General features: G+C 46.4%; 12 protein-coding genes. All 12 read left to right on the top strand.

The window, feature by feature from the left end; all coding sequences use genetic code 11:
- Positions 1 to 828 (top strand): bis(5'-nucleosyl)-tetraphosphatase (symmetrical) ApaH, encoded by an 828-nt coding sequence (gene apaH / locus ACWA50_RS00855; RefSeq protein ID WP_431053455.1) that lies wholly within the window; start codon positions 1 to 3, stop codon positions 826 to 828.
- A gap of 141 nt (positions 829 to 969) precedes the next feature.
- Complete coding sequence (locus ACWA50_RS00850) at positions 970 to 1,839, top strand: putative selenate ABC transporter substrate-binding protein (protein WP_431053454.1); 870 nt, start codon at positions 970 to 972, stop codon at positions 1,837 to 1,839.
- 226 nt (positions 1,840 to 2,065) lie between these two features.
- Complete coding sequence (locus ACWA50_RS00845; RefSeq protein ID WP_431053453.1) at positions 2,066 to 2,827, top strand: phosphonate ABC transporter ATP-binding protein; 762 nt, start codon at positions 2,066 to 2,068, stop codon at positions 2,825 to 2,827.
- On the top strand, positions 2,808 to 3,581 hold the full coding sequence (locus tag ACWA50_RS00840) for a PhnE/PtxC family ABC transporter permease (RefSeq protein WP_431053452.1): 774 nt from the start codon (positions 2,808 to 2,810) through the stop codon (positions 3,579 to 3,581). Before ACWA50_RS00845 ends, ACWA50_RS00840 begins: the two co-directional genes overlap by 20 nt.
- A complete protein-coding gene (locus tag ACWA50_RS00835) occupies positions 3,581 to 4,438 on the top strand; it encodes a PhnE/PtxC family ABC transporter permease (RefSeq protein ID WP_431053451.1) in 858 nt (285 codons plus the stop codon). Before ACWA50_RS00840 ends, ACWA50_RS00835 begins: the two co-directional genes overlap by 1 nt.
- A gap of 179 nt (positions 4,439 to 4,617) precedes the next feature.
- A complete protein-coding gene (gene leuS / locus ACWA50_RS00830) occupies positions 4,618 to 7,200 on the top strand; it encodes a leucine--tRNA ligase (protein ID WP_431053449.1) in 2,583 nt (860 codons plus the stop codon).
- Between the two features lie 57 nt (positions 7,201 to 7,257).
- Positions 7,258 to 7,758: an LPS assembly lipoprotein LptE gene (gene lptE, locus ACWA50_RS00825; protein ID WP_431053447.1), complete on the top strand. Its 501-nt coding sequence runs from the start codon at positions 7,258 to 7,260 to the stop codon at positions 7,756 to 7,758.
- Between the two features lie 17 nt (positions 7,759 to 7,775).
- Positions 7,776 to 8,816 (top strand): DNA polymerase III subunit delta, encoded by a 1,041-nt coding sequence (holA, locus tag ACWA50_RS00820; protein WP_431053445.1) that lies wholly within the window; start codon positions 7,776 to 7,778, stop codon positions 8,814 to 8,816.
- 93 nt (positions 8,817 to 8,909) lie between these two features.
- Positions 8,910 to 9,500 carry a porin family protein gene (locus tag ACWA50_RS00815; RefSeq protein WP_431053443.1) on the top strand — a complete coding sequence of 197 codons (591 nt, stop codon included), beginning with the start codon at positions 8,910 to 8,912 and terminating at the stop codon, positions 9,498 to 9,500.
- 179 nt (positions 9,501 to 9,679) lie between these two features.
- Complete coding sequence (locus tag ACWA50_RS00810; RefSeq protein WP_431053441.1) at positions 9,680 to 11,104, top strand: sucrose-specific PTS transporter subunit IIBC; 1,425 nt, start codon at positions 9,680 to 9,682, stop codon at positions 11,102 to 11,104.
- Between the two features lie 148 nt (positions 11,105 to 11,252).
- Positions 11,253 to 12,143, top strand: a complete 891-nt coding sequence (corC, locus tag ACWA50_RS00805) for a CNNM family magnesium/cobalt transport protein CorC (RefSeq protein WP_431053439.1) — start codon at positions 11,253 to 11,255, stop codon at positions 12,141 to 12,143.
- Positions 12,144 to 13,739 (top strand): apolipoprotein N-acyltransferase, encoded by a 1,596-nt coding sequence (lnt, locus tag ACWA50_RS00800; RefSeq protein WP_431053437.1) that lies wholly within the window; start codon positions 12,144 to 12,146, stop codon positions 13,737 to 13,739.
- Positions 13,740 to 13,768 lie beyond the last annotated feature (29 nt).

Genomic DNA, 13,768 nt, shown 5'->3' with positions numbered 1-13,768 from the left:
ATGGCAACCTATATCGTCGGTGATCTGCAAGGCTGTTTTGACGAACTGCAACTGCTGTTAGACAAAGTGCGGTTTGATCCGCAACGGGACGAGCTGTGGCTGGTCGGCGATTTGGTGGCTCGCGGTGATAAATCGTTAGAATGCTTGCGTTTTGTTAAATCATTGGGCGAAAGTGCCAAAACCGTATTAGGCAATCACGATCTACATCTGATCGCCACCGCACTTGGATTGAAATCGATTAAGAAAAAAGATCGGGTCGATACGATTTTTGCCGCCGACGATTTTGAAGAATTGATTGACTGGTTACGCCATCAGCCGTTACTGCGTCAGCACCCTAAGTATGGTTTTATTATGTGCCATGCCGGAATCAGCCCCGATTGGACTTTGCGCCGAGCCAAGAAAAGCGCGGCGGAAGTGGAGGCGGTGTTGCAACAGGGCGACTACCGCACGTTGATTAAAGAGATGTATGGCGAACAACCGGATCGTTGGAACAAGCAGCTGAAAGGGATAGAACGGCTGCGTTATATTATCAACGCCTTCACCCGCATGCGGTTCTGCTACGCCGATCACCGCCTTGATTTTGCTTGTAAAACCACGTTAGCCGAAGCGCCGCCGGATTTATTCCCGTGGTATGAGTTGGATAACGCCACTTATCAACAGCAACCGATTATCTTCGGACACTGGGCGAGCCTCGTCGGCGAAACCATGCCAAAAGGCATTTACGCCCTCGATTCCGGCTGTGTGTGGGGCAACTATATGACCCTGTTGCGTTGGGAAGATCAGCAGTTTTTTTATCAAAGAGCGGTTAAAAATTATCAGCAATTTTAGCTTACAAGGAATTAAGCTATTACAAAATGCCCCTTGTTTTTTTCGTTTAAATCTCGTATCTTTCCACAGTTCATTTTTGAGAATGAATATCTAAAAAAATGCTAAATCCATTTTAGCAACCTTTCAAAATTCGGAGAAAATATGAAAAAACTGTTTGCAAGTTTTGCGACGGGTTTTGCGGCGTTAAGTGTCTTACTTAGCCCGACAACGTTGTTCGCCAACACCACCTTTAAAATTAGTGCCATTCCTGATTATAACGCCACTGAAATGACCCGTTCATTCGATAGCTTTGCCGATTATTTAGGCAAAGAAACCGGATTAACCGTGCAATATGTGCCTGTCACAGATTATGCTGCGGTAGTGACCGCATTCCGCCGCGGGGAAATTGATTTAGTCTGGTTCGGCGGTTTAACCGGTGTGCAGGCGCGTGCACGAGTAGAAGGTGCTGAAGCTATCGCACAGCGTCCGCAAGATGAAACATTCCAGTCTGTGTTTATTAAACAAACCGCACTTGAAAATGTGAAAGACATCAAGGATGTGAAAGGTCACACTTTGGCTTTCGGTAGCGAAAGTTCGACATCCGGCCACTTAATGCCGCGTTTTTTCTTATCTGAAGCGGGTATCAATCCGGAAAAGGATTTAGACTCACAGCCTACTTACAGTGGTTCACATGATAAAACCTACGGTTTAGTGGAAGCGGGCAGTGTACAAATCGGTGCGGTAAATAAACAGTATTGGGACAAAATGGTGACAGAAGGCAAAGTAGATAGCAGCAAAGTGGCGTTATTTTATACTACGCCCGAATACTACGATTACAACTGGACCATCAATTTAGTCGATAAAAAATTCGGCGAAGGTACCAAAGAAAAAGTGAAAGCCGCATTATTAAAAGCCGATAACTCAAGTTCTGAGGTAATGAATTTACTTTCCGCTGAGAAGTTTATCGAAACAAATAATGACAACTACAACGATATTGAGAAAGTCGCAAAAGAGTTAAAGTTAATTAAATAATTTTATTCGACAGCGACCTACGGTCGCAATCGGTTAAGCATTGGGGAGAGGCTTTGCCTCTCTAAAGCAGCCGCAAAGCGGCTGATCTATGCGTAACCTAGTACGGCTTTGCCGTGCTAGGCTAAAAAAGCTCAATTTGAGCTTAAATAACATATTTAAAAGATCAATAGATCGCTAATGGCATATTTTAGGATATGCCATTAATACATTCCCACAAGGATTATTTATGTCTCAATATCTCCTTTCTTTACAAAATGTTGCCAAACATTTTAATGAAAAAATTGTATTAGACCAAGTCTCACTCAATATTCAAGCAGGTGAAATTATTGCGCTGGTCGGTCCAAGCGGATCGGGAAAATCAACCCTAATGAATGCGATTATGCGTTCCATCGAACTCTCAAGCGGCGCAATCTTCATTGATCATAAAAATATTCAGGATTATCGCAATAACAAAGAATATGCCCAAAAAGTCGGCATGTTACATCAGCAATACGACTTAGTGAAACAACTGGAAGTTGTACATAATGTGTTAGCCGGTCGATTGAATCATTGGGGGCTATGGCAATCTTTACTCTCTCTGATTAAACCGCAACAACGCCATATTGCCGAACAAGCCCTAAGTGCGGTGGGATTACAGGAAAAAATTAATCAACCGACCACAGAATTATCCGGTGGCGAACAACAGCGCGTTGCGATTGCGCGTTTATTGGTACAAAATCCCATGTTGATCTTAGCGGATGAACCGGTTTCCGCTCTTGATCCGGTGAATGCTCAAAATGTGTTGGCACTCTTAACAAAACTGGTGCGAAAACAAAATAAAACCCTGATTGCCAGTATGCATTCGGTGGAATATGCCAAAGCCTATTTTGATCGCATGATCGGCATTAAAGCAGGCAAAATCGTATTTGATCTGCAAACCAATCAAGTTACCCAACAACAACTTAATGCCTTATACGGATTAGTACAAGATGAAATTATCATTGACTGAACGCCGTAATTTTCTCACGTTAATGTTGTTGTTGGCATTTTTGTTGAGCCTGTTTGCCATTGATCATGAAAAAGGCATTATGCATTCCGGCGGTTGGACAACGCTGCAACGGCTATTTTCAAGTCTTCTTCAGCCTGATTTGTCGCCTGAATTATTAATATTAGCATTGCAATCCAGCCTGCTCACCTTTGCTTATGCGTTACTTACGCTTTCCTTAGCGTTAATTGGCGGATTTTTCTTAGCGATTTTTGCTTCCGGCGTATTACTTCCTTCAACATGCTTACAAACGGCTGCGAGAGCAATTCTCGGTTTTTTGCGGGCTATCCACGAACTGATTTGGGCATGGTTTTTTGTCGCCGCAGTGGGCTTAAATCCAATCGGTGCGGTCTTTGCGTTGGCAATTCCGTATTCCGGCTATCTCGGTAAAATTTTTGCGGATACCTTGCAAGCAGTGCCTTATAAACCTATCGCCGCTTTAAAACAAGCCGGAGCCACTCCGCGGCAATTACTGATTTACGGCTATTTGCCGCAAGCCTTGCCGATGATGTTGAGTTACACCATGTATCGCCTAGAATGTGCCATTCGTTCCTCTTCCGTGCTGTCGTTTGTGGGCTTGGGCGGTATCGGTATGCAAATTCAGCTTTCCTTGCAGGATTTACGCTATGATCAAGTCTGGACCTTTTTGATTTTCTTGGTCGCGCTGATCGTCTTGATTGATCGCTGGAGCTATGCGGTGAGAAAGAGAGTGAAATAATGAATAAATTATCACAACATGTTGATCGCCATTTTATAAAATATTCCTTTTGGGCGGTATTAGGCTTAATTGTTTGGTCTTGGCTGTATATTCTAAAAGATCAACCTAATGCGTTATCTGATCTCTTTCGCGCTGAAAACGGGGATTATTTAGTTGAATTTATGGAAGGCATGTTAGGGGTAGGCGAAGAAACACCGGCTTATCTTGATCCTGAAATGTGGCAAAAGGCGTTAGTGCTGACTTGGGAAACCTTTGTGATGAGCATTTTGGCGACGGGCATTGCCGCGATTGCTACGTTTATTTTAGTCTTGCCTTCCGCTCGCAATGTGGTACAGGGGAAATTAGGTTTTCAAGCCCATTGGTATCACAAAGTGGCTTATCATATTAGTCGTTTTTTCTTTTTGTTCAGTCGTGCCGTTCCTGAACTGATGTGGGCGATGATTTTAGTCTTTATCTTCAAACCCGGCATTGTGCCCGGCGCTTTGGCTCTCGCCATTCATAACCTCGGGGTATTAGGTAAATTATGTGGTGAAGTGATTGAAGAGATGGATGAAAAACCGATCCGTCATTTAGCCCAAAATGGGGCTTCACAACTGCAAATTCTGTTTTACGGGATTTATCCTAGTGTCATGCCGAGCTTTTTAAATTATATTTTATACCGCATGGAAAATATTATTCGCGCCACATTAATTGTGGGTTTTGTCGGGGCTAGCGGATTAGGCATGCAATTTAAGTTAGCCATGAGTTTTTTCCATTATTCCGAAATCACGCTGTATTTGTTGTGCTATCTGTTGTTAGTCTATGTCACCGATTTTTTATCGGCTTGGGCGAAGCGTTATATTGCGGCGAAAGGTTAGGATTTGTTTATAATTTGAGCTGTTACTATGCTTTTTCCTATGCTGTATTTTGCGCTGTTTTGCACCAAGCCAAGCGCAATAAATTCTGTTATTCTGCGCCATTCTAAGCTATTCTATATCCCATTTTCTATTTAACCGCAAAAGTGCGGTTTTTTGTGTTGATAAAAGGTAATTTCGCTATGCAAGAGCAATATCGTCCGGATCAGATTGAACCGAAAGTGCAGAATTATTGGTTGGATAACAAAGTGTTCGCCGCCAAGATTGATTTAAGCAAACAAAAATACTACTGCCTCTCGATGTTCCCTTATCCGTCAGGACGTTTACATATGGGACACGTGCGCAACTACACCATCGGCGACGTGGTGGCGCGCTATCAGCGGATGAACGGCAAAAATGTATTGCAGCCGATTGGCTGGGACGCATTCGGTATGCCGGCGGAAAATGCGGCGATCAAAAACAAAACCGCACCTGCACCTTGGACCTATGAAAATATTGCTTACATGAAACAGCAATTGAAAATGCTCGGCTTCGGTTATGATTGGGATCGTGAACTGACCACCTGCAAACCGGAATACTACAAATGGGAACAGTGGTTCTTCACCGAGCTGTATAAAAAGGGTTTAGTTTATAAAAAAACCTCAGTGGTGAACTGGTGTCCGAACGATGAAACCGTATTGGCGAATGAGCAGGTTGATGAAGGTCGCTGTTGGCGTTGCGACACCCCTGTGGTGCAAAAAGAGATTCCGCAGTGGTTTGTGAAAATCACCGAGTATGCCGAGCAATTATTGCAGGGTTTAGACGGCTTACCGCAGTGGCCGGATCAAGTGAAAAGTATGCAACGCAACTGGATCGGGCGTTCCGAGGGCGTGGAAATCATCTTCCAAGTTGCCGACAGTGATGACAGCGTGGCGGTTTACACCACGCGCCCTGATACCTTGTTCGGCGTGTCCTTTTTAGCGGTGGCAGCAGCGCACCCGTTGGCGGAAAAAGCGGCGTTGAATAATCCTGAATTGGCGCAGTTTATCGCTGAGAGCAAAAATGCCAAAGTTGCCGAAGCGGATCTCGCCACCATGGAAAAGAAAGGGATGGCGACCGGCTTGGAAGTGATTCACCCGTTAACCGGCAAAAAAGTACCGGTGTGGGTGGCGAATTTCGTGTTAATGCACTACGGCACGGGCGCAGTGATGGCTGTGCCGGCGCACGATCAACGCGATTATGAATTTGCGCAAAAATACGCTTTAGCGATTAACGCCGTGATTCGTCCGAGCGATGCCGAACAACCTGACATCAGCCAAGCAGCGTACACCGACTACGGCGTGTTGATCAACTCCGGTAAATTTGACGGTTTGGATTTTGAGCAGGCATTTAATGCGATTGCCGATGAACTGGAAAGTTTGAATGTCGGCAAACGTCAAGTGAATTACCGCTTACGCGATTGGGGCGTTTCCCGTCAGCGTTACTGGGGCGCCCCGATTCCGATGTTGACCTTGGAAAACGGTGAGGTTGTGCCGGTGCCAATGGACGATTTGCCGGTGATTCTGCCGGAAGATGTGGTGATGGATGGTGTGCAAAGCCCGATTAAAGCCGACCCGAACTGGGCGAAAACCACGTTTAACGGGCAGCCTGCGTTGCGTGAAACCGATACCTTCGACACCTTTATGGAATCGTCGTGGTACTACGCCCGTTACACCTGCCCGCAATACCAAGGCGGGATGCTAGACAGCGAAGAAGCGAATTATTGGCTGCCGGTCGATCAATATATCGGCGGCATTGAACACGCCACCATGCACTTGTTGTATTTCCGCTTCTATCACAAACTGCTGCGTGATGCGGGCTTACTGCAAGCGGATGAACCGGTGAACAAATTGTTGTGTCAAGGCATGGTGTTGGCGGACGCTTACTACTATATTTCCGAATCGAACGAACGTATCTGGGTATCGCCGACCGAAGTCACGGTCGAGCGCGATGACAAAGGTCGCATTAGCAAAGCGGTGGATAAAGACGGACATGAACTGGTGCACGCCGGTATGACCAAAATGTCCAAATCGAAAAACAACGGTATCGATCCGCAAGAAATGGTGGAAAAATACGGTGCGGACACCGTGCGCCTGTTTATGATGTTTGCGTCGCCGGCGGAAATGACCTTAGAATGGCAAGAGGCGAGCGTGGAAGGGGCGAACCGTTTCTTACGCCGCCTATGGAATTTGGTGTTTGAATATCAGAAAAATCCGGCAACGGCAGCCTTGGATTTGGCAGCATTAAGTGCGGATCAAAAATCATTGCGTCGCGATTTGCATAAAACCATCGCCAAAGTGAGCGATGATGTCGGTCGCCGCCAAACCTTTAACACCGCGATTGCGGCGATTATGGAGTTGATGAACAAATTGACCCGTGCGCCGTTAGCCAGCGAACAGGATCGCGCGGTGATGGCGGAAGCGCTAAGTGCGGTGGTGAGAATGTTGTATCCGATCACGCCGCATATCTGCTTTACCTTATGGCAAGCGCTGGGCAACAGCGATACCATCGATTTCGCACCGTGGGTGGAAGCGGATCAAGCGGCGATGATCGACGATGAAAAACTGATCGTGGTGCAAGTGAACGGCAAGGTGCGCGGCAAATTCACCGTGGCGGCCGACGCGGCGGAAGAGGCGATTAAACAAACCGCACTTGCCGATGATAACGTCGCGCGCCACTTGGACGGTTTGAATATCGTCAAAGTGATTTATGTGCCGGGCAAATTGTTGAGCTTCGTTGCAAAATAAGCCATGCTGACCGCACTTTTAGTCCAAGTGCGGTTTCTGATCATAAGGATTCAAATTATGCTGAAAAAAACCTATACCTTGTTACTGTGTTGTAGCGCACTTTTATTGAGTGCCTGCGGTTTTCAATTTGCCAACCAAGGCGGAATCGAAAAGGAATTCCGAACCATCAAGTTGCAAAGCGCCGAACCCTATGATTATCTGACACGTGAAGTGCGTAACCAATTACGTTTACATCAGGTCAAGATTGTGCAAAGCGGCGATGTACCGGAATTACGCATTAAAGAGCATACGCTCTCGTCCAATGTGGTTTCGGTATTTAAGCAGGGCAGAGAGGCGGAAAAGTTACTCAGTCTGAATCTGAATGCAACGATGTATGTGCCGGGGCGCGGCGAATTTCCGTTAAGCTTGCGCAACAGCCGCACATTTTTTGACGATTCCCGTGCAGCCTTGGCAAAATCCGCGGAAGAAGATGTGATTTACAATGATATGCGCAGCCAAGCGGCACGCCAACTGATTATTAAAATCATCAGTTTGCAAAAGCAATTGGACACGCCGTAGTGCCGTAAGCACACGCCATGAAAAGAATTCCAGCCGTTCAATTGAAAAACCAGCTAGCGCAAAGTCTTGCCCCGAGTTATCTGTTGCTCGGGCAAGATTTACTGTTATTGGACGAATCGCGCCAAGCTTTATTACAAGCCGCCAAAAAACAACAATTTGATGAGATCTTAACCCGAACGATTGATAACAACAGCGATTGGGATGAGATTTATCAACATTGCCAAGCACGCGGTCTGTTTTCTGAAAAATCGGTGCTTATTCTGACGCTGCCGGACAATCTCAGCCAAACGGTACAAAAAAAACTAGCCACCTTGGTTGAATTGTTACACCAAGATATTTTACTGATTCTGCAAGTGGCGAAGTTTAATCTGCAAACCGAAAAACAGGCATGGTTTACCGCACTTGAACAGTATGCCGGCGGGGCGATCGTGTTAGTGAACTGCCAAACTCCGACCGCCGAACAACTGCCGCAGTGGATCCGGCAGCGCGCCAAGGACGAAGCGTTACAGCTTGACAACGAAGCGGTGCAACTGTTGAGTTATAGCTATGAAAGCAACTTATTGGCACTGAAACAGCTGCTAAATTTGCTCAAATTGCGCTATCCCGAGGGCAAAATCAACTATCTTAAAGCCAAAACCTGTGTCGAGCAGGCTTCGGTCTTTACCCCTTATCAATGGTTAGACGCCATGCTGGAAGGCAAAACCAAAAGAGCAGTGCGGATTTTGCATGCGCTGCGGCAGGAAGAAATACAGCCGCTGATTTTATTACGCAGTGCACAAAAAGAGTTGATGACGATTTTACAGTTAAGCGGCGCAGAAAGTATGCTTAACAGCGCCGATCCATTACCGTTACATCAGTTACGGCAACAATTTGATCGTTTGCGGGTGTGGCAAAACCGCCGCCTGTTTTTCACCAAAGCAATGCAACGTATGAGCTACGCCGATCTGTTTCGTCTCTTGCAAAAACTGGCGGAGATCGAACGGGTGTTGAAACGCGATTTTGATGCCGATGTGTGGCCGATGTTTGAAGATTTCACCTTGGTTTTTTCCCACCATTAAACGACGGCAATTAGCGCTAGTCAGATGAAGCGACTTTGGTTAAAATACCATCAATTAAGATTGACACTATTTTCATTTTGCAAGGAGAAAACAATGAAAAAATTATTACTTCCCGTTTTATTCGCGGCGCTTGCCGCCTCAAGTGCGGTGCAGGCGGCACCGGCAGGACAGACCTTTGTCGGTCCGTCCGTGGGTTTGAATTTAGCGACGAACAAAGGCACCGCCAGCGGCGGCACCGAGGTTTCGTTTAAACGTTTTACTTCCCTTAATTTAATCGGCGATTACGGTTTTGATTACGGTAATGATTTTGTCGGTCTGCCTTATGCTTCAATCAAATTATTCGGCGATAAACTGGGGGAATCGGACACCTTGAATATCAGTAATTCTTCCCGCTCCAAGATTAAGCAGCGTGATCACTACGCACTGGGCTATGCGCAAGGCTACCGTATCACCCCGAATTTATTGGGATTCGGTAAAGTGAACTATAACTATTCCGAGATCAAATTTGAGAATTTGAATAACGACAAACGCAATTTTAAAGGATTTGGTTATGGCGCAGGCGTGCGTTATGCGTTGGATTCGGATATTGAGCTAGGCGTTGAATATCTTCGTTCCAACTTAAAACACGGCGATGATAAGCTTAAGTTGAACACCTTTGATTTTTCCGCCTCTTACCGTTTTTAGGTTAATACAAAACGTGTATTGATAGTCAACCCCGTCTTCAAAACGGGGTTTTTTGTTAACTGGATCACAAAAATGCAATTCAACTAAAACGTTTTAGTTAAAGTAATAGCGTAACTAAAACGTTTTAGTTAAAATCGCACACATTGTAATCAATGACTCGAACAAACAAGGAGAGAACGATGGATTTTCCAAAAATTGCCCAACAGGTAATCGAAAAACTGGGTGGGAAAGACAATATCAGCGCCTTGGCGCATTGTGCGACACGCTTACGGATCGTATTAAAGGACGAAAGTGCGGTCGATAAAGAAGCGATTGAGAATATTGACGGCGTGAAAGGACAATTTTCCGTTGCCGGACAATATCAGATTATCTTCGGTTCCGGCACCGTGAATAAAGTGCATGCGGAAATGAGCGAGCTGTTAGGCATGGGCGATATGACCAAAAGCGATGTCGCGGCGGCCGGAGCGCAAAACCAAAATCTGCTGCAACGCTTGGTAAAAGGCTTGGCTGACATCTTCGTACCGATTATCCCGGCGATCGTTGCCGGCGGTTTGTTGATGGGGCTTGCCAATGTGTTTATGGCAAAAGATCTGTTTGTTGAAGGGATGTCGTTAATTGATACCCATCCCGAACTGACCGATTTGGCAGCGATGATCAACACTTTCGCCAATGCGCCGTTCGTATTTCTGCCGATTCTGATTGCGTTTTCGGCGACGCGTAAATTCGGCGGCAACCCGTTCTTAGGGGCGGCGTTAGGGATGTTGTTGGTTCACCCGGATTTAGTCAATGGTTGGAACTATACCAGTGTGGTTGCCGAAGGTAAGCTTGCCTATTGGAATATCTTTGGTTTCGATATTGAACGCGTCGGTTATCAAGGTTCGGTATTGCCGGTATTGGTTGCGTCTTGGATTTTGGCAACCTTGGAAAAAGCGTTGCGTAAAGTCGTGCCGTCGGTGCTGGATAACTTGTTAACCCCGTTATTGGCGCTGTTTATTGCCGGCTTTTTAACGTTCAGTTTTGTCGGGCCAATCACCCGTGAAGCCGGTTTCTTATTGGGAGCCGGGTTAACTTGGTTATATGATACGGCGGGCTTTATCGGTGGCGCCCTGTTTGGTGCGTTGTATGCCCCGATTGTCATCACCGGTATGCACCAGACCTTTATTGCAATTGAAACGCAGTTGTTGGCAGATTTCGCCACGACCGGCGGTACTTTCATTTTCCCAATCGCAGCGATGTCGAATATCGCGCAAGGTGCGGCGTGTTTGGCGGTGTTTGTGATTATGAAAGATGTAAAAACCCGTGGGATCGCCTTGCCGTCAGGTATCAGTGCGCTGTTGGGAATCACTGAACCGGCGATGTTCGGGGTCAACTTACGCTACCGCTATCCGTTTATCGGCGCGATGATCGGGGCGGGGTGTGCCAGTGCATTCGTGGCGTTATTCAATGTCAAAGCCCAAGCGCTCGGCGCAGCCGGTTTACCGGGCATTATCTCGATTAAACCGAATGACATCAGTATGTACGTCATTGGGATGTTAATCTCTTTCGTGGTTGCATTTTCAGTTACGATTGTCTTGGGCAAACGCGCACAGAAAAAAGCCAAGTAACACGCGAACATTCGCTTAAAGAAAAGCCAACCAAACTCAAAGTGCGGTTGGTTTTTTATTATGTCGACGGCAAACGGCTGGCGAAGCCTGATAAAATATGCTAGTTTGACAAAAATTATTTTTAATAACCTAACGTGATAACACATTTATGAGTGACGAACAGACAACAAACGACAATCCGGAGCCGAGTTCGAAAAAAGGTTTTTTCCAGTCGCTATTCGGCGGCTTGTTTCAAGGCGAATTGAAAAACCGTGAAGCGTTGGTCGAAGTCATCCGCGATTCCGAACAGAATGAGCTGATTGATCAAGACACCCGCGAAATGATTGAAGGCGTGATGGAGATTTCCAAACTGCGGGTGCGTGATATTATGATTCCGCGGGCGCAAATTGTGTTTATCAACAAAGAGCAATCGCTGGATTCTTGTCTTGATGTGATTATCGAATCGGCGCACTCGCGCTTTCCGGTGGTGAGCGACGAACGTGATAACGTTGAAGGCGTGCTGTTGGCAAAAGATTTATTGCCGTTTTCACGTAGTAACGCCGAAGAGTTTGATATGTCGCTGATTCTGCGCCCGGCGGTGATTGTGCCGGAAAGCAAGCGCGTGGATCGGATGTTGAAAGAGTTCCGCTCCGAACGGTTTCATATGGCGATTGTGGTCGATGAATTCGGTGCAATTTCCGGCTTGGTGACAATTGAGGATATTCTTGAGCAGATTGTCGGCGATATTGAAGACGAATTTGACGAAGAAGAAGCGGCGGATATTCGCCAGCTTTCACGTCACACTTATTCGGTGTCCGCATTAACCGATATTGAAGATTTTAATGAAAAATTCGGTACTCATTTTGAATCGGAAGAAGTCGATACCATTGGCGGCGTGATTATGCAGGCTTTCGGCTATTTGCCGAGCCGGGATGAGGAGATTGAACTGGAAGGCGTGCAATTCAAAGTGGCGTCTGCCGACAGCCGTAAGATTATTCAATTACGGGTGCGGGTGCCGGATGAGATTATGCCGGATACTGATCAGACGGAAAATAGCTAAATGCGTATTTTGTTCTGCTCTCCGTTAGTGAAAATTATCCTCAGTTTGTTGCTGGGCGCCAGCGGTGTTTTTGCCTTTGCACCGTTCGATTTTTGGGGCATGGCGTATCTCAGTGTCGGTGGCTTGATTGTTCTTGCGACACAAACCTCGCGTAGAACCGCACTTTATACCACTTATTTCTGGGCGTTGGGTTTCTTTGCGTTTGGCATTAATTGGATCCACGTCAGTATCAATTTATTCGGCGGCGTACCGTTATTATTGAGCTATCTGGCGGTGCTGTTGCTTGCCGCATACTTAGCCTTATACCCGTTGCTGTTTACTTATCTGGTGCGGCGTTTTCAGGTGAAAAGCGCGGTGATCTTCGCCATTCTGTGGACATTTACCGAATTTTTGCGCGGTTGGGTGATGACCGGTTTTCCGTGGCTGCAATTCGGTTATTCGCAAATCGACAGCCCGTTTTTCGGCATAGCGCCGCTGTTTGGCGTGCAAGGATTAACCTTCTTTGTGGTGTGGATATCGGCGTTGTTTGTGACAAGCTTCAAGGCATGGAAAAGTCACGCGAAAGGTACAAGTGTCAGTGCATTGTTAGTGTTATTCGTCGTGGCTTCGGCGGCGTTTTATGCGGGGAAAAACCACGATCCGCAAATTCATCTCAGCACAATCAAACAAGACCCCAAAATACTGAAAGTCACCTTAGTGCAGGGAAACATTGAACAAAACCTCAAATGGGATCCGAATTATCTCAGCAATACGATTAAGATTTACCAAGATTTGATTGCACCGCACTTGGGCAAAAGCGATTTGATTATTCTGCCGGAGGCGGCGATTCCAACCTTGGAAAACCAAGTGCCGACCTTGCTACAGAATTGGCAAACGGCGGCACAACAAAGCGGCAGCGAGCTGATCGTCGGCACGGTTTACCATGACGTGCAAACGGATCGTTTTCATAATTCGGTAGTGGTATTAGGGAATCCGCAGCAGCCTTATAGTCTTGAAACCGACAACCGTTATAACAAACACCATTTGGTTCCGTTTGGCGAATATGTGCCGTTGGAAAGTCTGTTGCGCCCGCTGGGAACGATGTTTAATTTGCCGATGTCGAATTTCAAGCAAGGCGACTATTTGCAAGCGCCGCTAAAAGCCAAAGGACTGAGTTTGACCACGGCAATTTGCTATGAAATTACCTTGGGCGGCCAGTTACAGCAAAATCTGAAACAGAACGGAAAAACCGATTACATCTTAACGGTTTCGAATGACGCGTGGTTTGGGGATTCCATCGGACCTTGGCAGCATTTCCAGATGGCGCGAATGCGTGCGTTAGAAAACGGCAAACCGGTTATTCGCGCGACCAATACCGGGGTTACCGCCTTTATCGGAGCCCGCGGAGACGTGTTGGCGCAAGCGCCTCAATTTGAAGCGACGACCTTAACCTTTGATTTGACATTATCACAAGCAATAAACGCAACGCCTTATTTAATGCTCGGCGATAAACCGCTTTATATTATCTCGCTGGTATTGCTCATCTTGCATATGCTGACCGCACTTTTACGCCGCAAGCTGTTACAACGGGCTTGCGTCAGTAAAGAAGGGGACTAGGGAGAAAGGCGCTGTCTTATACTTATAAT

Source organism: Testudinibacter sp. P17/SS/0325 (genome assembly GCF_053570765.1).
Note: the sequence above shows the minus strand (reverse complement) of the source record. Positions and strands in the feature narration are given on the sequence as shown.

What these genes read in the sequence shown, in the direction of transcription:
- leuS (WP_431053449.1), top strand. Translation starts at nt 4,618, where the DNA reads ATGCAAGAGCAATATCGTCCGGATCAGATTGAACCGAAAGTGCAGAAT.
- lnt (WP_431053437.1), top strand. Translation starts at nt 12,144, where the DNA reads ATGCGTATTTTGTTCTGCTCTCCGTTAGTGAAAATTATCCTCAGTTTG.
- lptE (WP_431053447.1), top strand. Translation starts at nt 7,258, where the DNA reads ATGCTGAAAAAAACCTATACCTTGTTACTGTGTTGTAGCGCACTTTTA.
- apaH (WP_431053455.1), top strand. Translation starts at nt 1, where the DNA reads ATGGCAACCTATATCGTCGGTGATCTGCAAGGCTGTTTTGACGAACTG.
- ACWA50_RS00810 (WP_431053441.1), top strand. Translation starts at nt 9,680, where the DNA reads ATGGATTTTCCAAAAATTGCCCAACAGGTAATCGAAAAACTGGGTGGG.
- ACWA50_RS00840 (WP_431053452.1), top strand. Translation starts at nt 2,808, where the DNA reads ATGAAATTATCATTGACTGAACGCCGTAATTTTCTCACGTTAATGTTG.
- ACWA50_RS00835 (WP_431053451.1), top strand. Translation starts at nt 3,581, where the DNA reads ATGAATAAATTATCACAACATGTTGATCGCCATTTTATAAAATATTCC.
- holA (WP_431053445.1), top strand. Translation starts at nt 7,776, where the DNA reads ATGAAAAGAATTCCAGCCGTTCAATTGAAAAACCAGCTAGCGCAAAGT.
- ACWA50_RS00845 (WP_431053453.1), top strand. Translation starts at nt 2,066, where the DNA reads ATGTCTCAATATCTCCTTTCTTTACAAAATGTTGCCAAACATTTTAAT.
- corC (WP_431053439.1), top strand. Translation starts at nt 11,253, where the DNA reads ATGAGTGACGAACAGACAACAAACGACAATCCGGAGCCGAGTTCGAAA.
- ACWA50_RS00815 (WP_431053443.1), top strand. Translation starts at nt 8,910, where the DNA reads ATGAAAAAATTATTACTTCCCGTTTTATTCGCGGCGCTTGCCGCCTCA.
- ACWA50_RS00850 (WP_431053454.1), top strand. Translation starts at nt 970, where the DNA reads ATGAAAAAACTGTTTGCAAGTTTTGCGACGGGTTTTGCGGCGTTAAGT.